19 protein-coding genes are annotated in these 17,508 nt (G+C 53.8%); 12 read left to right on the forward strand and 7 right to left on the reverse strand.

What is annotated here, in order from left to right:
• Position 1: 1 nt before the first annotated feature.
• The 6 genes from BFC21_RS26575 to BFC21_RS26600 all read right to left on the reverse strand — a co-directional run bounded on the left by BFC21_RS26575 (position 2) and on the right by BFC21_RS26600 (position 5,645).
• Positions 2–733 (reverse strand): VirB8/TrbF family protein, encoded by a 732-nt coding sequence (locus BFC21_RS26575; RefSeq protein WP_120266777.1) that lies wholly within the window; start codon positions 731–733, stop codon positions 2–4.
• Positions 730–3,282, reverse strand: a complete 2,553-nt coding sequence (locus BFC21_RS26580; protein ID WP_120266778.1) for a conjugal transfer protein TrbE — start codon at positions 3,280–3,282, stop codon at positions 730–732. The genes BFC21_RS26575 and BFC21_RS26580 overlap by 4 nt, the downstream gene beginning before the upstream one ends.
• Complete coding sequence (locus BFC21_RS26585; protein ID WP_086799782.1) at positions 3,279–3,590, reverse strand: conjugal transfer protein TrbD; 312 nt, start codon at positions 3,588–3,590, stop codon at positions 3,279–3,281. The genes BFC21_RS26580 and BFC21_RS26585 overlap by 4 nt, the downstream gene beginning before the upstream one ends.
• A 5-nt stretch (positions 3,591–3,595) precedes the next feature.
• Positions 3,596–4,030 carry a TrbC/VirB2 family protein gene (locus BFC21_RS26590; protein WP_120266779.1) on the reverse strand — a complete coding sequence of 145 codons (435 nt, stop codon included), beginning with the start codon at positions 4,028–4,030 and terminating at the stop codon, positions 3,596–3,598.
• A gap of 11 nt (positions 4,031–4,041) precedes the next feature.
• Positions 4,042–5,004 (reverse strand): P-type conjugative transfer ATPase TrbB, encoded by a 963-nt coding sequence (gene trbB / locus BFC21_RS26595; RefSeq protein ID WP_120266780.1) that lies wholly within the window; start codon positions 5,002–5,004, stop codon positions 4,042–4,044.
• A 266-nt stretch (positions 5,005–5,270) separates the two neighbouring features.
• On the reverse strand, positions 5,271–5,645 hold the full coding sequence (locus tag BFC21_RS26600) for a transcriptional regulator (RefSeq protein WP_120266781.1): 375 nt from the start codon (positions 5,643–5,645) through the stop codon (positions 5,271–5,273).
• Between the two features lie 253 nt (positions 5,646–5,898).
• On the opposite strand from BFC21_RS26600, the gene trfA reads away from it, so the two are divergent.
• Positions 5,899–7,083: a plasmid replication initiator TrfA gene (gene trfA / locus BFC21_RS26605; protein WP_086799771.1), complete on the forward strand. Its 1,185-nt coding sequence runs from the start codon at positions 5,899–5,901 to the stop codon at positions 7,081–7,083.
• Positions 7,084–8,797: 1,714 nt separating this feature from the next.
• Here the strand turns inward: trfA and BFC21_RS26610 are convergent.
• Entirely contained in the window at positions 8,798–9,196 is a 399-nt protein-coding gene (locus BFC21_RS26610) for a hypothetical protein (protein ID WP_238939196.1), read from the reverse strand.
• Positions 9,197–9,754: 558 nt separating this feature from the next.
• On the opposite strand from BFC21_RS26610, the gene BFC21_RS26615 reads away from it, so the two are divergent.
• From BFC21_RS26615 to BFC21_RS26665, 11 genes are all read left to right on the forward strand, one after another.
• Positions 9,755–10,096 (forward strand): hypothetical protein, encoded by a 342-nt coding sequence (locus BFC21_RS26615; protein WP_120266782.1) that lies wholly within the window; start codon positions 9,755–9,757, stop codon positions 10,094–10,096.
• A gap of 85 nt (positions 10,097–10,181) precedes the next feature.
• The gene (locus BFC21_RS26620) at positions 10,182–10,616 is read left to right on the forward strand and encodes an antirestriction protein (RefSeq protein ID WP_120266783.1); all 435 of its coding nucleotides are present in this window, start codon (positions 10,182–10,184) and stop codon (positions 10,614–10,616) included.
• Positions 10,617–10,667: 51 nt separating this feature from the next.
• Positions 10,668–11,156, forward strand: coding sequence for a hypothetical protein (locus tag BFC21_RS27370; protein ID WP_162939417.1), 489 nt, complete (start codon positions 10,668–10,670; stop codon positions 11,154–11,156).
• 473 nt (positions 11,157–11,629) lie between these two features.
• The gene (gene kleA, locus BFC21_RS26630) at positions 11,630–11,893 is read left to right on the forward strand and encodes a stable inheritance protein KleA (RefSeq protein ID WP_120266802.1); all 264 of its coding nucleotides are present in this window, start codon (positions 11,630–11,632) and stop codon (positions 11,891–11,893) included.
• Positions 11,894–12,004: 111 nt separating this feature from the next.
• On the forward strand, positions 12,005–12,340 hold the full coding sequence (kleE, locus tag BFC21_RS26635; protein WP_120266803.1) for a KleE stable inheritance protein: 336 nt from the start codon (positions 12,005–12,007) through the stop codon (positions 12,338–12,340).
• A gap of 53 nt (positions 12,341–12,393) precedes the next feature.
• Entirely contained in the window at positions 12,394–12,651 is a 258-nt protein-coding gene (locus BFC21_RS27680) for an antirestriction protein ArdR (protein WP_120266785.1), read from the forward strand.
• A 181-nt stretch (positions 12,652–12,832) separates the two neighbouring features.
• Positions 12,833–13,135: a TrfB-related DNA-binding protein gene (locus tag BFC21_RS26645; RefSeq protein ID WP_120266786.1), complete on the forward strand. Its 303-nt coding sequence runs from the start codon at positions 12,833–12,835 to the stop codon at positions 13,133–13,135.
• Between the two features lie 2 nt (positions 13,136–13,137).
• Positions 13,138–13,908, forward strand: coding sequence for a ParA family protein (locus tag BFC21_RS26650; RefSeq protein WP_238939195.1), 771 nt, complete (start codon positions 13,138–13,140; stop codon positions 13,906–13,908).
• Positions 13,905–14,945: a ParB/RepB/Spo0J family partition protein gene (locus BFC21_RS26655; RefSeq protein WP_120266787.1), complete on the forward strand. Its 1,041-nt coding sequence runs from the start codon at positions 13,905–13,907 to the stop codon at positions 14,943–14,945. The genes BFC21_RS26650 and BFC21_RS26655 overlap by 4 nt, the downstream gene beginning before the upstream one ends.
• A 496-nt stretch (positions 14,946–15,441) precedes the next feature.
• Positions 15,442–16,647 (forward strand): chromate efflux transporter, encoded by a 1,206-nt coding sequence (chrA, locus tag BFC21_RS26660; RefSeq protein ID WP_017735062.1) that lies wholly within the window; start codon positions 15,442–15,444, stop codon positions 16,645–16,647.
• 10 nt (positions 16,648–16,657) lie between these two features.
• Positions 16,658–16,963, forward strand: coding sequence for a PadR family transcriptional regulator (locus BFC21_RS26665; RefSeq protein ID WP_017335982.1), 306 nt, complete (start codon positions 16,658–16,660; stop codon positions 16,961–16,963).
• Positions 16,964–17,508: the final 545 nt, after the last annotated feature.

The raw sequence follows: 17,508 nt of genomic DNA on the forward strand, positions 1-17,508 counted from the left end.
ATTAAAGTTGTTTCGACCAGTTAAAGTCGCGAATGAAGATGAAGTGCCCGTTCACAAAAGTGTTTCTGTCTACTGACATATCTTTGTTTTGATAGACGTTGATGAGCGCTCGCATGTTGTACGGTGTGCCTTTGAGCGAGCCGTCTCGGCTGCGAACTGTCTCAGTCCAATCCACCTGCCAGGTGTCTTTGGTTTGTGGCAGAGCAGATCGAATCTCAACCGACACGGTTTCGTTTTCCGCGCGCTTGAACGGGTTCCGCTCAGGGGAGCCATTGAGGAATTCATTGGCTTTCATCGTTGCCGGATCTTGCGGGGCAAGGTACGCATAAGAGGCCAGCACGGCTTTTCGCTGGAGGCTTACATCTGGAGTTACCAACCGTGTGTTGCTGATGAAGTTTGTCACCGCTGCTTGGTAGTCGGTCAGAACTGCATCAGGCACCCGATCCAGCAAAGTCACGGAAACCGTGTTGGCCGAGGCATCTTGTTGGAACACCATAGGAATGATCTTTGATTGCGCGCCAATGTGAGCAATGCCGCCTACTGCCCCCATGACAATTAGCAGGGAAACGATCCCCACGGTCTGCCATACCTGGAGAGAAGACATAACTCCCATCACATGCCCATTCCACGAACGGCGAGCATTGAGATACGGATTATTGACTTTCTCTTTAGCGGCTAAAGTTGCGCCGGCTACTTCTGTTTCCGCGTCTTTGCGGCGATTGAAAATGCTCATGCTGCACTCCTGTAGTTATCAAGGCTCAAGCCACGGTCGCGGAGCCACACATGCACCCACGAATCGCCGTGCTGTTCCTCTAGCTTCTTTATGATTGCTATGTCGTCTGGGCCGGTCGCACCGACGAAGGAGAGAGCCAGCGGGCCTAGTGCAAGGCTGTATAGGCGGCGGCCTTTCTCAGATACCAGGTAGTAATCGCGCTTTTGCTGGGCAGTAGCGATGATTTCAATCTGGCGCAGGTTGAGGCCCATGCGGAGGTAAAGCGCGGTCGCTGCTTCATCACGCGCATACATATTCGGCAGGTAGATTTTGGTGGCCGTGGATTCAACAATGACGTCCAGAATCCCCGATTGAGAGGCGTCAGAAAGGTTCTGAGTTGCCATCAGTACGCGGCAGTTTTTCTTTGCCAGGGTTTTAAGCCACTCGCGGATTTTCTCGCGGAACACATCGTGACCCAGCATTAGCCAAGCCTCATCGAGAATAATCAGGGTTGGCCGACCATCCAGCGCTTCTTGAATTCGCATGAACAGGTAAAGCAAGACTGGCAGCGCGTAGCGATCCCCCAAGTCCATCAGGTGTTCGATTTCAAAAGTGATGAAGTCGGAAATAGAGAGCTGATCCTCTTCCGCATCGAGCAAGTGACCCATAAGGCCGTCAATGGTGTAGTCCTTGAGTGCCGCCCGAATGTCAATGTCCTGAACTTTCGCGGTGAATTCAGACAGCGTTCCCGGACGCCCTTCTTTTTCCTCGACCGTGCCCATTTCAATAATGGTTTCGGCAATTAGGTTGCGCTGTTCTGGCGTGGTCTTGAGGCCGTTCAATGCCAGCAGGTCGTCAATCCAGCCCATTGCCCATGCACGGCGCGAGCGAGTCACCAGGTTGGACAAGGGAGCGAAAGCGAGCTTTTCGCCGGCCCCTGCCACAACGTAGTGAGCCCCCCCAGCAGCCTTGCAGCTCGGATACATCGACATACCCTTGTCGAATGTAAACAGCCTGGCATTGGAGTATCGGCGCCATGACATGGCGAGGATTGCCAGGTGCGTAGACTTACCCGCCCGAGTCGGGCCAAACATGATGGTGTGCCCCAAGTCGCGCACATCAATGTTGACTCGGAAAGGCGAGTTACCACTGGTAAGCCCGTGCATCAGCGGCGGCGAGTTAGGCGGCATCAGTGGGTTAGGTGCGAAGTTCTCGCCGGTCCAGATGGTGCTTGTCGGGATCAAGTCGGCCAGGTTCATCGTATTGATGAGAGGCCGGCGCACGTTCTCTACGCCGTGGCCTGGCAGTGAACCCATGAAGGCATCCATGGTGTTGATGGTTTCGACGCGAGCGGTGAACGCCATCGCGTTGATAGCCTTTTCAAGCTGGAGCGCGGCCGTTTCCACCACTGACCGACTTTCGTCCATCAGTACTACGACACTGGTATAGAAGCCTTGCGCAACCATGCCGCTATTGGTTTCAGCAATAGCCGATGCAGCATCGGCCACCATAGAAACGGCATCCTCATCGACAGTGCCGCCGTTGGTGTTGAATACCTGGTCAAAGAACCCCCGGATCTTCTGCTTCCATTTCTTGCGAAACTTCTCCAGGTGCGACACAGCCTCATGGTGATCCATGAAGATGAAACGGTTCGACCAGCGATATTCAACAGGCAGCTCAGCAAGGCGCGTCAGGATTCCGGGCGAGGACTCCAGAGGGAACCCCTCAATGGCGACTACCTGGATGAATTTGCGGCCCAGCTTTGGCGTTACGCCGGTATACAGCTCTTTGCCCCCAATCAGATTGTCGATGTAGATCGGATTGGTTGGCAGCATCACGGCATGATTTATGCCGGTAACGCAGAACTGGAGCCATTGCAGGAACTCATCATGGGTGACGGTTGACCCGTCCTCATTCATCATTTTTTGACCACGCAGGCGCTCCATGGACACAGCGGAGGACATGCGCGATTCGATGTTTTTGACCTCTTTTTTGAAGAAGTCGATCAAGTGATGCGTGCGTGCTTTGTTGTTTGGCTTGTCTGAATCGTCATGGAACATCAGCTCGACAAACTTGCGCTCGGCAAGCATTGGCGGGAACCACGTTACGGTGATGATAAAAAAACCTTCGTACAAATTACCCAGCCCTTCAAAGGTACGGCGACGTTCTTCGTCAATTGCTGCCGATACCGGGTCAGGGAAATTCGATTGGTTTGGATGGCTGTAGTTCGGAGCTGGCCTACGGACTGCATCGACGTGAACCATCCAGCCACTGCCCATGTTGGCCAGCGCCTGGTTGATGCGGAACGAGTTCATTTCCCGCTCTACATCGGTTGCACTGGCGTTGTCAGATCCTTTGTACAGCCACGCAGCCATGAAAGAACCGTTCTTGCCAACAATCACGCCGTCATCGACGACAGCAGCGTAATTGAGAAGATCGGCAAGGCCAGCTTCGGTGGACTGATGTTTTTTGAGTCGAAGGTCTTCATTGACCTTGCGTACCTGCGAGAGCAAAAACAGCACCAACAGGACGCCCACGACCGCAATTGAGATGAGCAGTGATTCAATCATTTGTATTGCTTCCCTTGAGAGGTGCCGTTTTCGCGGAAGGGAGTGGCACGCGGCGGGTAAAAGGGCTTGTATCGGCGGTTGCGCAGATAGACAAAGCGCATAAGAGGGTCAGATTTGCCCATCTTGCGCAGCATCCAAAGCGAGGCGAACCACATGCCAACGCCCAGGAAAAAGGCCAGCCAGTCTTGCGCAGCAAAGACCAAGATGGCGGCCAGCAAACCGCTGAACATAACCATTTCACGATCCCCACCCATGAAAAGGTTATGGCGATTGCCGGCCCGACGAATAGGGATCTTGCGTAGTGCCATGGGGTTTACGCTCCTACTACCAAGCGAGCAGTAGCCGAGTGAACAGCCTCGACCTTGCTGGTGATCCAGCCGGCAGACTTCGCAGCCATATCCTGCGCAGCGGTGATTTCAGCGCCTTGGCCGGTGATTGCCGACAAGGTGTTTTGTGCTGCGACGATGAAGCACAACACTAGGACGATGAAGATCAAGGTGCGCAGGAAACCGTTCATATCTCCGCCGAAAATCAACGTGGCACCGGCACCAACTAGGCCGACAATCGCCGCGGTAAAGGCGAATGGCCCCGTGATGGACGAGCGGATGGTTGTAAACCAGTCATCAAAAGGAAGACCGCCCCCAGCGGTGCTGGACGCGAATGCGGGATGAGCGCTCAGAAGCATAATCAGCGCTGCACCTGCGGCGAAAAGTGCCTTGTTGTTAACGCGGGAAGTTTTGTTTTGCATGGGTGTTACTCCTAGAGGGTGTTGGTGATGTAGTTGCCGTTTTCATATCCGACGATTTCGAGAATCGCTTCTACTCGGCGGACTTCTGACTTCCGGTTGATTTGCACGATTACGTGAACCGCCTCAGCAATCAGCGGTTCAATATCGGATGGAGCGTGCTTGTTGCGGGTGACGAGGGACTTGAGGCGTTGCAAGGCAGATTCAGCGCTGTTTGCGTGGAGCGTGCCCGCGCCGCCGTCATGGCCGGTGTTCCAGGAGTCCAAGAGGTCGAGTGCCTCTGAACCACGGACTTCACCGACGATGATGCGATCAGGCAGCATCCGGAGGGTCGTTTTGAGCAAGTCAGTCATGCTGACTTCAAGCGTGGTGTGGTACTGAACGCAGTTAATGGCGGAACACTGGATTTCGCCCGTGTCTTCAATGATGAACACACGTTCATTCGGGTCGTTATCGACCATTTCTTGAATAACGGCGTTGATGAGAGTTGTCTTGCCCGAGCCGGTTCCACCGACCACAAGAATGTTCTTGTGGTCGCGTACAGCCTTCTTGATGGCGTCACATTGCGTTTGAGTCATGATCCCCTGTTCGACATAGCTGTCGAGCGGGAAGACCGTGATGGCGGGTTTACGGATCGCAAAGCACGGAGACGAAACCACTGGCGGGAGCTGGCCGGCAAATCGTTCATTGCCGAAAGGCAATTCGCCGTCAAGGATTGGCTCTTTTGCCCCAACGGTTTTACCGAGCAGACCGGCGAGCGTCTTTATGACTGACGTTGCGCGCCATGCCTCCATCGTCCCGATGACACGGGTTGGCTCACCCAATCGTTTCAGCCAGAGCTGCCCATCCGCATTAAGCAGGATATCGGTAGTTTTTGGGTCGTTTAGCGCACCCTCAACCAAAGGCCCCAGGTCGCGACGTAGGCGCTCGGTAACGCGCTTTTTGACCGTTTCCTGGTCGGTGTTTTGTTCACTCATCGTTTGCTCCAAATTCGTCACAGGTGCGAATGTGGCAAACGATATACCGAAACATAGTTAAGGGCAATAACGCAGCATCGTTTTTATCAATGATAAAAAACTTCACTTTGTCTTCCGTGACTTTATCGCTGCACGCATCCCGCGCTATTCATAAAACACCGACCGCTTGCGCCAGGCAGGCGACCGGTTGTGCCAAACACCAATCAGGGCTGAAAAAAAAGACCCCTTGTTAGGAGCCTTGGTTTTAGCCGCTAAAATTTTTGATGTTATGGCGCGTTAGATTTTTCCCGGATCTTTGCAACATTGTACTCGTGCCACTTACGCACCTGGAACGCCTGATGATTGGTCAGAGTCGCGCAATAACGACAGTAGCCGGGTGGTAGGCTTGATGGCACATGAGTCCCTGCGGCATCGTCCAGAACCTTGCTATCTAAGTCGGTGGACTCCAAAAGCATGGGCAATGGCGTTTGCAGGGCTTCAGCAATGGCCGCAAGGGTCTTTAGGGTGGGGTTGCCCTTCCCGTTTGTAATCTCAGATAGAACAGAAATAGAGACGCCCGTGAGCTTGGCTAGCTCATGCTTGGTCATGCCCCGCTCACCCAGCAAACGCAGGACGTTAGTAAAAAAAATGGCATTATGCACAGTCGGTCGGTGCCTCGATGCAGGGCTAATTTTAGCCGCTAAAATTCTTGACCGTTGAAGATTCTTTAGCTAAAGTATCCTTTGGTTAGCAAATCGTCTCCCCGTATAACGGCCATCTTACATTTTGTGCGTAGTTTCGGTAAACGCTATTTTTCTATTGCGCGTGATCCCGCTGGCACAGGCGAGTAAGATTTGCACGGCACGGGGTGACATAGCCGGATTTAGCCGGCTGTTTATATGTAAAGGAGTGACAATGGCCGACCTAACAAACGCCGCTCGAAAGCACATTGCGGAGCTGGTGAAAACCGGGCTGTCGCCCGAAGAGGCAGCGTTGCAGGCTGCAAAGTCTGTTTATGTTGCAGCGACTTCCCTGCCTGGCGTCCAATCGGTTCCTGCTATTGCTACAGCAGTGACCGAATCCAGCATGATTGATTTCGATGCCCCTACACCGTCACCAGGCGCAAGCGATGCGCCGGCCGCGGTAGCCGCTCGCCCCAAGAAACGCACCGTAGCCGACCACCTGGACGCAGCCCTTAGTACACGCAAGCAACCAGAGCTTGCCGGCCTGCCCACAAAAGGCACATCCAAGAAATCACCCCGGACACCAATTGACGATATTGCGGATGCAGTACAAGAGCGGAAGAACAACGAAAAGATGGTAGCGGCCATCACTGAAATGCAACAAATGGAAATGTCGCTATTTCAAGTAGCCCCGTGGGACGACGACCTACGCGCTATCCCGAATGACTGGGGCCGATCGGCTGTCTTCACTACCAGGAACAAGGGGCAAAAGAGAGCGGCATGCGAAGACAAGTTGATCTACCACTACAACCAAGAGATTGAAATCACGTACACCGGGATTGAGCTGCGTGCAGACGATGATGAATTGGTTTGGCAGCAGATCCTAGAGTACGCGAAGCATTCACCGCTGGGCCGGAATGTGGAATTCACGCTTTACCAGCTCTGCACCGACCTTGGTTGGCACATCAACAAGTTCTATTACAACCGGGCGCTAAGCTGTCTAAAGCGGCTCAAAGCAACGTGCTTTTCGATCAAATCCCCACGGCACAGCACCCTTAAAAACCTTTCACTACTAGGCGACTTTGACATAGAGAAAGACGGTCAAAAGAGAGCGGTATGCAAGGCCCAGCTTGACCCGTATCTGGTTGTGCTGTTTGCCAACGATCATTACTCGAAAGTTATGTGGTCGAAGTACCGAACCCTTTCCCCAACCGCACGCCGGATGTTCGATTATTTCGTGACACACGCAACCCCCTACCCACTCAAGCTGGAGACGTTCCGCCTCATCTGCGGATCAGAGTCTACCCGCAAGAAGAAATGGGCCGAGCAGTCGAGGGAGGCATGCAAAGAGCTGGAGGAAATAGGTCTGGTTGAGAAAACATGGGTCGAGAAGGATTTCATCCACTGCGTTCGCTAGTGATGGGGACAAATGCGGGACAATTCGGGCAACTCCTAACACTTGAGGGGCCAGGAAAAGGCAGAACTTAACACTTGGGGGGCTAAGCCCCCCTTTTTTCGGCCTCAGAATCGCTAAAACCGTGAGCTGGGCATCAGGTGGGGCGAATAGAGAAAACGGAAATTTTCGTACGCTAAGCGTTCTGTGTCAGGTTGAGGTCGTAGAGGTGGACGCTGCAGCGTCAGAAAATGCAGAAATAGACCCTAATCTGACGTGGGGCGAGTAATCATCCTGACGCCTGAGTGAGGTGTACTCCATTCGGACACCGACTGCACAACGCAAGGGTTTGGGACTGTCAGCAGGGCTTATCGTACGAAAATTTCCGTTTTCTCTATGCACCCCAGGTCAAGCCTTTTTGATCGAAATCGCGGCAACCAACTGGGTGTTATCCACCGTTTTTGTGGATAACCGCGTGGATAACCGCCATTTTGTACTAACACTTGAGGGGCTGCTTGCTAACACATCAGGGGCGACCGACCTAACACATCAGGGGCAGAAGTACCGACACTTGAGGGGCCTGGCTACCGACACTTGAGGGGCCGCCATTCTGGCGTTAACCCCTGTAAAATCAATGGTTTGCGAGCATTTTTGTGGTGCATCTAACCCTTTCTCTTAAACCCCTTCTTTAAACCCTTATTTATAAACCCTGTTTTTAACCAACCGCGCCGAAGGGGGGAAACCCCCCTTCTCGATCCCTCCCGAGCCGCAAGCGGCTCTCCCATCCCCCCAGGGGCTACGCCCCTCGGCCGCAAGCGTCCTTCACCCCGAAGGCAGTCAACGTCGCTTCGCGCCGCCTTGATCGCTTCGCTACGCAAAGGGAAAAAGCCCCCTTTGCATCGTCGCTTCCAAGAAACCACAAGACTAAAACGCTTCCTGCGCGTTAGAGGCCCATGATGGGTACACCAGAAGGGAGGTGGGTTCTTGGTCGGTGGTCGGATCTAGCATCGAGCTGCCTTTTAGAATTAAAAGCCCCTCAAGTGTTGGCAGAACGTCAATGCAGATCCTGCTGGCCGGGGCTTGCTGGATAAACGTATTTTTCGACGTGGGATACGATGCACGAAAGTATGGGATACGGTGCACACTATCCACAGGGTTAAATTGGCTGTAGGCCTTGCGCAGTAAGGGATAGCGCAGAATGGAAAATATGTCCTAATCCTTTTCTAATCCTTATTTAATCAAAGAAGCCTCACTGTCCATCAAGTGTGAACGTGCGTGCGTCCAGGTTAAAAGGCCCCCCAAGTGTTAAGCGATTGTTGATGCAGATCCTGACGGCCGGGGCTTGCTTGAGTTTGACCAGGTGCTGGCCGTGCGTGCATCCAGGTTAAAAAGCCCCCCAAGTGTTAAGTGATTGTTGATGCAGATTCTGCTGGCCGGGGCTTGCTGGAGTCGACCAGGTGCTGGCCGTGCGTGCGTCCAGGTCAAAAAGCCCCCCAAGTGTTAAGCGATTGTTGATGCAGATCCTGCCCGCCGGGGCTTGCTGGAGTTGACCAGGTGCTGGCCGTGTGTGCGTCCTAATCAAAAAGCCCCCCAAGTGTCAGTAGGAATTAATGCAGATCCGTGCCGAGCTGTTGACCTGATACTGACAGAGCGGTTCGAATCGGCCCCCCAAGTGTCAGGCTGTTGAGGTTGTTGGTGACTGATGGAGGGCTGGCCAAGTGTATTGGCCCCTCAAGTGTTAAGACGGTTCGCGTTTTGAGTATTTGCGCTTGCGAATGTCCGCAATGCGAGCTGGTGACACGCCTGCAAGTTTTGCCAACACATTGTTGGGAACGACACCTACTAGATGCTCGTAGCGATCTACGCGCGATAGGCGCTGATATGGCGTGACACCCAAGAACGCCTGTCGTTGTTCAACGATTGAGATAGGCACCCCCACTGCCCTACTGATTTTTGCCGCAGAGATGCTGCCAAATAATGACTCGTACCCAAGCCACGGGCCTTGATAATTCTGTATCGAGGCCCGTTCAGGAGTTTCTGGCAATGGTGCTGCAGGCTTGAAGTCGAATGCCTCCCGCGATGCCTTGGCTGTGGCGAGAGACACGCTTGCAAGATTCGCAATGTCCTTCACTGACAAGGTCGAGAAGCGCCTTGTAGGGCCTCACAGGATGATCTAAGGGGATACGTTGCTGTCGTGTAAGCGGGACTGGCCGAGGCTTCGCCGGGATGCCTAGAGATTCGCGATAGGTTGTCACGCTGGAAATGGACGCGCCGCATCGAGCGGCAATAACGCGATCTGATTCGACCCCTAACAAGTGACGGAAAGGCTCAATTACTTGATTGACCGAACATGCCGCAATTCCTAACGCCAGGCGTCGGGCGCGGATTTGGCCTTTCGTTGTACCAACAGCCGTGCCAGGGCCTGGTCTTTCAAGCGTCCCAGCTTGCAGTCATATCGGTAAGCCTACGGTCTTCCAATCGACAGCCATATGATCCTTAGCCATTCAAAAAATGGACAGTATTTTCGTTCTCATTCGAGAGTGCAAGGCAGGTTGGACACCAAAGGGAAGTGCCGGAAAGCCCCCCAAGTGTTAGCAATCAGTCACGAAAGTTACTTGCTAGATAGGGCTTAAAGCCCTATATTGATGCATAGAGGCCGGGCAGTTTGCCCAGGTCATTTACCGGAGTTCATCCGATGAATACTGTCAAAGTTGCTGTTCTGCGCACTGAAACTGATCGCCTTTTTCGCCTGGCAAACAGTCACTACCATGCTTGCGTTGGAGTGCGTGAGGTTCAGGGCTGGCAAGAAGTCGCCAATCGCGTATTGGATGAGAGTGCCTTGCTCTCCTGCAAGCGTGCCACCGCTTACGATTTGGATCAGTGGACTAGCGCAGTCCAGGCCCTTAAAGATCGGCTGGCGGCGTCTGTAGAGCGTCTGGCGCAGCTCCAGGCGAAGGATGCTAAGCCTTCGCAGCGGCCTATTTTGAGGGTAGTAAGTCCCTGCGAAAATTACTCGCAGAACGACAGAATCCACTAAAACAGTTTGACGGAATAGGGCTTTAAGCCCTATACTTGTTCCTGAAGGCCGGGCATGTAGCTCAGGTCAATACCGGAACAAACCGATGATTATTCAAGATCAAGAAAGCACCCCCGTTACCTCCACCATCGTTGCAGATGCTGACCGCCTCGACTTCTTCCCTACCTACTTCGGCAAATACTTCATGGCCGGTGAAAACCTGCTGTACGTCCATGCCGATCGTTTCGTGCAGAACTACCAGCGCGGGTACTGGAATTTTTACACCCTCAGTAACGGCGGCTTTTTTGCAGCGCTGGACACTGACAAAGAGCAGCATGTGGTGATCGCAGATAATTATTGCTCCGAGCGCATGAGTGCAGAGGCTGCGGGGGTCACGCTGATGCTTTTCGTATTGGGCCGTCTTTTGGCGGCACGCATCCCTGAAAACGAGTCAGATCGGTTCATTGACCTTTACCACAAGTTGCGAGAATTCGCGCTGGAGCACGCGGAAGCGCAGGCCATTTTGACCGCCATTGACTGATCAAAAAGCCCGGTTAACCACCGGGCTTGCTTTTTCTACTGGGACAGACCAATGACATTCAACGAAAAGGCCAGCCAGGTACGCAACGAAGCCGACAAGGAGGCGATAGCGCAGTTACTGGCGCAGTACTCGTGGGGAAAGGATGTAGGGCCGCGACCAGCGGGTACAGTGCCCGACTCTAGCGCTGATTTAGACAGTCTGACGAGCGAGCCAATTAAGCGAAAGTTGAAGTTAGAAACACGAATACAGACATACCGCGTAACGCTTGCTCGATCCATCGCGAAGCACGACGACCTCAAGCGCCGGGGGCTGGATGAAGTGGGGGATTATGACCTGATGGTTTGCTATTCCGGCAGTCCACTTAATGCCTGTATGCACACGATGGAATTGCATGAGGCTCATATTTCCTATGACCTAAGCATTCTTGAGATACTGGATAGGGAACTGTCTAAATTAGACGTGAGCATTCCCCCCAGGTTTTGTGTTGGTCGATGCCGTGTTGCCTGCACACCAGGCGTTCCAGGTTCGGAAATGGGCTGAATCGGCAAAGACAAGACTCAACCAGGCCAGGGCAAAAGCCCGGATGGACACCAGAATAGAAAAGAGAGACAGCGAATGACAGATACTGTCAGGTTTGACATTAGGCCGGAGTGTTTCCGGCCAGCGGCTGGTTGGGAGCAGCCTACCCCGGAAGAGGTTCGGGAAATACTTTTGCGAATTGATCCGCCAAGAGGTCTTAGTGGGGCCGACGCTGCAAAACTGTTAGGCATTCATGGTGGCAGACAAATCCGCCGCTGGACTGGCGGCGATGCACATATTCCCTATGCCGCGTGGGCTATTTTGGCCGATATGGCGGGCATAGAGCGCATATGGGTTGGACACCAGAAATAAGAATTTTAGCGGCTAAAATCCGATCTTTAGCTAAATAAATATGGAAAAATAGGACTTTAAGCCCTATAATGCAATTCAGGGCCGGGCAATTTGCCCAGGTCAATGACCGGAGTCGGAACCCGATGAATCAGCAGCGTATTATGCCTTGGATTGATTTACTGCCAGGGGTTGTAACCACAGACCTGCAACAGCGCCGAGACACCATTCAGGAGTTGACTCGCCAGGCGGCAGAAGCAACGCACAAGGCTCAACTGCTGACCCGCCAAGCGGAACAGCTAAGAGAGCGAGCTAACCTGTCGGCTTGCAGCTTGGAAGGTGACGCCAAAGGGAAGTTTTCAGCGGAAGCTGTAGAGAAGGCAAAAAGCCTGGCTTATCCGCCACGGTGATTGAAGCGCCCCGGATTGCTCCGGGGCACTTGACCCGATGCGGACACATCAAGCCCAAGCCAGGTGCTTGCAGGTAGCATGTTCATGCAATCGCATGGGAGGGGTCAAGTTATGGCTAACAACGTATACAAGTTTCCAGGTAGCGAAGGCGCCCAAGAGGCCCTTAATGCTGTTCCTGAGTCGGCACCCCTAAAAGCGCCTAGCGGGCCTGGTGCGACTAAAAAGGCTTTCTCGGGGGCCGTTAAGGTTTTGTGGGTTGTTGTCGCGCTCGTTTGGCCGGTTCTACGCTGGCTGCTGGCTCTCGACGTAGTATTTCAAGGGGTGTTGATGCTTTGGCACTGGGACACTCCAGGCAGCCACGCAGGATGGACATTTACCCTGCACTTCGCAGCCCTGGTAGCACTCACCTTCTTTGTGTCGGTGTTCAAGCCCAAAGGCGTTAAGTAACTCAATTTCACCACGCGAAGGGTCGGCAGGATCTACCTACAAACAGATAGGGAATCGACAATGAATCAGCTTATCGCGCGCTACACGCAACCGTCGCCAAATGGCGTGCAGGCAACCAGGATCACCGTGATGGTGTTGTGCTGGTCTGGCAAGGTGAAGTGTATGGATGGAAAAACTGCCTACGGGATGCGGTTCATGAACGTCCTGGAGCTTACGCCGTAGACGAAGGTGGTCACGTGTTTATTGCCGAAGGTGGTGACGACCAAAACGGCGCCAAGTGTTGGGTTGTGGTTGACCAAGCCGACGGTTAGCGAGAAATCTTAGAAATGACGATAAAGGCCCTATGGGGCCTTTTTATTTAGCTAAATAAATGGTTTTTAGCGGCTAAAATTCTTGACCGTACACTATAGTTTAGCTAAACTTATCGGCATGCAGCGGCGGACACCGCTTTGATCAACTTGCCAGGTGCGGAGCTAATTATGGGTATGATCCATGACCAAAAAAACCATGACCGAGGCCCAGTTTGCGGAAACAACCAAAGACCTGAATGTATCGCCTCAGACGCTGGAGATAGCGCACGGGGTTTTGGTATTGGGCAAACCTCAAGCGCACTACGCGCAGGAGTTGAAATTGACGGCGGGGGCAATCTCGCAGGCAGTACGGCGAGTGTGGTCAGCGTTCCAGGAGCAGAGTGCGGTCCCGAGCGGGTACGAGCGGGTAACGGCGATTCTTCCAGCGCACCAGGCGTTCATTGTGAAGAAGTGGGAACAGGCACACAAAAAAACGGAATCTTAAAAATGAAGATGAAGACACTGGCAAATGCGATTCAGAAGGGGGGGCAAGGGAAGACCATGACGACCTGCCACCTAGCGTTCGATGGTGCGCGCCGTGGCCTGCGCGTGGCTGTGATCGACCTCGATCCACAGGGCAACGCGAGCTACACCCTAGAGGCCCATGCGTGCGGCCTGTTCGCTAGCCAGATGTTTGATGATTCGCCAGACCTTGTGTTGTCATTTTTTGCCGACCGCGATAATTCGGGTATCACCCTGATTCACAATGATGATCGCTTGGCCAACATTGAAAAGCTTGACCTGGAAGATGCTGCAACGCTGTTGCGCACCCATGTTGAGGCGCTTTCGCAGTATTTCGATGTTTGCCTGATCGACACGCCGCCATTCCTCAGCAACGTAATGGCATCGGCACTGTTGAGCGCTGATTTTGTTATGTCTCCGGTGGAGCTGGAGCCATACAGCCTGCAGGGCATGGAAAAAATGGTGGCCGTCATTCAGAACCTGCGCGAAGCAAACCCGGCCCTGCAATTCCTCGGAATGCTGCCGAACCGCTACAACGTCAAGATTCCGCGTCACGTTGAAAACATGGCGATCTTGCGCGAGGCCTATGCCGACTTGGTAATGCCTTTTGACATCCGCCAACGTGACAGCATCGCTGAGGCATTGGGTAATCAAATTCCTGTGTGGGAAATCAAGAAAACCGCTGCGCGTGATGCGACAAAAGAGATTTGTGCAATGACTCAGTACGTGTTTGAAAAGATGGAGGTTATCCAATGAGCGCCAATACCGACAAGAAGCCCCAGGAAGCCGCTGTGACGCCGAAGAAGCCTGGCGGAATGGGATTGGGTGGTATGAAACTTTCGGGCCTCCTGAAGACTCAGGCGGCCGCTGAGGAAAGCGCTCTGAAGGAGCTGGACCTTACTCTGATTGACGAAGATCCCCATCAACCGCGGCTGGAAGACAATCCAGGCTTTCGCCCTGAAATGATTGCTGAAATCGGAGCGACCATTAAAGCTCGCGGTGTGAAGCAACCAATTTCGGTACGGGAGAACCCGGACAAGCCAGGACACTACATCATCAACGATGGAGCGCGGCGCTATCGTGGCTCCAAATGGGCACATAGGACGACCATCCGTGCAATCGTGGACAACGACTTTGTGCCTGATGACCAGGTGGTGGCGAACATCCAGCGCGAGGGTCACACGGCGCGAGAAATAGCCAAGCTCATTGACCAGCGTTTGGCGTCAGGCATGAAAAAAGGCGAGATTGCCAAACGCTGGGGCAAGTCGCCGGCATACATCACGCAACACGCAGCCTTACTCAATTTGCCCCCTGTAATCGCTCAGGCGTTCGATAGCGGCCGTATCGCTGACATTACCCTGGTGAACGAGCTGCTAACTGCCCACAAGGACAAGCCTCAAGAGGTAGCCGACTGGCTGGCAGACGAGAACCAGGAAATCACACGCGGTTCCGTCAAGCTGTTGCGGGAGTTTCTGGATGAGGGAACCGAGCGCGACCCTCATACCATCGACGCATTCAACGGCAAGACGGACGCCGAGCATGACGACGATGAAGGTGGAGAAGGCGGAGAGGATGGGGCCGGCGATGGCGGGAAGAAGACGCCGAAAGAAGCAGACCATACCAAGATCAAGAAGGCTATTGTCCAGGTCGAAATCAACGGCGACCTTTGCCGGCTGATCCAGACCAAGCGCCCAACTGAAACCGGCCTGGCCTGGTTTAAGAACGAGATCAGCGGCGAGGAATTCGAGGCTGATCTTACTACTGCAAAAATGGTTGCCCTGGTCGAAGGCTAAACATTTAAGGCGCGCGCCTGGCTCCAGGCGCTGCGCTCACAGCACCTTGCGGGGCTGTGAAACTTGCCATACGAGTTAATAAAATACGGGGTTTGGGGAGCAATGGAACCAAAAACCAACGTAAGCCCGACTAGCTCCGTTCAGAGCCCTCTTCCCAGGCATCCGACTCGATAAAACCATTGCGCAACTTGACCACCCATTGGCGCCGTTATTGACCAGCCGGCTGCATTCTTGACCAGTTATTTGCATTCGGAGTGACCAGGAGGGGGGCAATAGAGAAAACGGAAAAAATCGTACGCTAAGGCCAAGCGTGTTTTGCTAATGAACTGTGCTAGCAGACAAAACCAGCGGCTAGCACAACATCGATTACTTGCATTGCGACACCCAGTACGAATTGCACGGTACTCCAGTCGTTTTGGGCAGCTATAAAATCGAATTTCGTTATCGAAGTTCGATTATTATGGATTAATCTGTGGAAAATCAGGTAGGCCAACGCATGACTAATACCTCCACCGATGACCGCAGCCCATGGTCGGTTTTTCTTATTTTTCTACGACTTGGATTGACCTCCTTCGGCGGCCCCATCGTGCACTTAGGCTATTTCCGTGACGAGTTCGTCACACGACGGCGCTGGTTGTCTGAACGCAGCTATGCTGATTTAGTGGCGCTGTGCCAATTTCTTCCAGGCCCAGCAAGCAGCCAGGTCGGCATAGCGTTGGGGCTATCACGGGCTGGATATAGCGGGGCGCTGGCTGCTTGGACAGGCTTTACGCTGCCTTCGGCCGTAGCTTTAATCCTGTTCGCGCTGGGCATTTCCAACTATGGGGATTCCGTTTCGCCGGGCGCGTTGCATGGCCTAAAAGTGGTGGCCGTTGCCGTAGTCGCCCAAGCGGTATGGGGCATGGCGCGCAACCTGTGTACGGATGGGCTGAGAGTCACAATAATGGCGATTGCCGCCTGTGCTGTCCTGCTCGTACCGTCCGCGTGGGGGCAGGTTGGTGTGATTGCTGCCGCAGGCATCATAGGCCGACTATTGTTCAAGCCAGCACATACTGTTGAGCACGACCCACTACCTATCACGGTCAGTCACCGGGCCGGCGCACTTTGGCTATCGTTATTTTTTGCCCTGCTGATTGGCCTACCGATCTTGGCAAAATTGCTGCCAAGTCCAACGATGGTGGTAGTGGACGCCTTCTATCGTGTGGGGTCACTAGTGTTCGGTGGTGGCCACGTTGTGTTGCCGCTGCTGCAAGCCGAAGTGGTGTCCTCCGGCTGGGTCAGTAATGAATCCTTCCTCGCGGGGTACGGGGCGGCTCAAGCGGTGCCCGGCCCATTGTTCACATTCGCCGCGTTCCTTGGTGCTTCGATGAGCACCGCTCCCTCTGGCTGGGTCGGCGGTATTGTGTGCCTACTGGCTATCTTCGCACCCTCTTTTCTGCTGGTTGTGGGAGCCATGCCATTTTGGGAGCGCCTGCGTCGCAATACAGGCATGCAAGCCGCGCTGGCTGGGGTCAATGCGGCGGTGGTTGGCCTGCTGCTGGCCGCGTTCTATCACCCTGTATGGACTAGCGCCATATTTCAGCCGCAAGACTTTGTCTTGGCCCTGGTCGCCCTTGTCGCACTGATGTTCTGGAAGCTCCCGCCGTGGCTAGTTGTCGTCGGCAGCGGTGCAGCGGGTTGGCTGTTGAGTATCGCGCTGTGAGGCACGAAAAATGACAGATAAAGACCTGTACGGCGGGTTGATCCGCCTGCACATACTTCACCATGCAGCCGAGAAGCCCGTCTTCGGACTGGGAATCATCGAAGAACTGCAACGACACGGCTACGAGCTGAGCGCCGGGACGGTATACCCAATGCTGCACGGGCTGGAAAAGAAGGGCTATTTGACCTCACGCCACGAACGCACCGGGCGACGTGAACGGCGTGTCTATGAGATCACTGAGCAAGGCCAAGTTGCGCTGGTCGAGGCACGTGCAAAGGTTAAGGAACTGTTCGGCGAGTTGATCGAAGGTTGCTGAGTTTACGGCTTCAACTCGGCGTCAGGCGGTTCACTGGCACCGCGTCAGACTAGGGCCGCTTTCTGCATTTTCTGACGCCAAGGCGTCAATCTCTATGGCCTCAACCTGACAGGCCGAATGCTTAGCGTACGATTTTTTCCGATTTCTCTATCGACCCCAGGAGGATCTGAATTGATCTCTCCACCATGTGTACACTGCCTGACAGCGGAGTTCGTCGCGGTTTAATCTAGAAAGACTTGCCCTAGGGAGATCAGCACGGCTGGAAGAACTGACCCAAACGAGGCAGCAGGTCGCATTTGACGATATCTTCACTGTATACTTTATCGCTCAGCCATACCTCTTGAGCTACAGGAACACCAGCATGACTGTACTCCAAACGATCTACTGGCAGCCTACGCCGCCTTAGCGCTACGCCCCCTCGCAACATCTCGCTTCCGCTAGTTTCGCTCGCGGTCGCGTACTGCTGTATGCCCGGTTTTTACACCCAAGGCACACAGCCAAATAATCCTCACAACTTGAATTCGTATCGACGCGCTCGCCATCTG

It is taken from the genome of Pseudomonas sp. TMW 2.1634 (assembly GCF_001703595.1).
GTDB lineage: Bacteria > Pseudomonadota > Gammaproteobacteria > Pseudomonadales > Pseudomonadaceae > Aquipseudomonas > Aquipseudomonas fragi.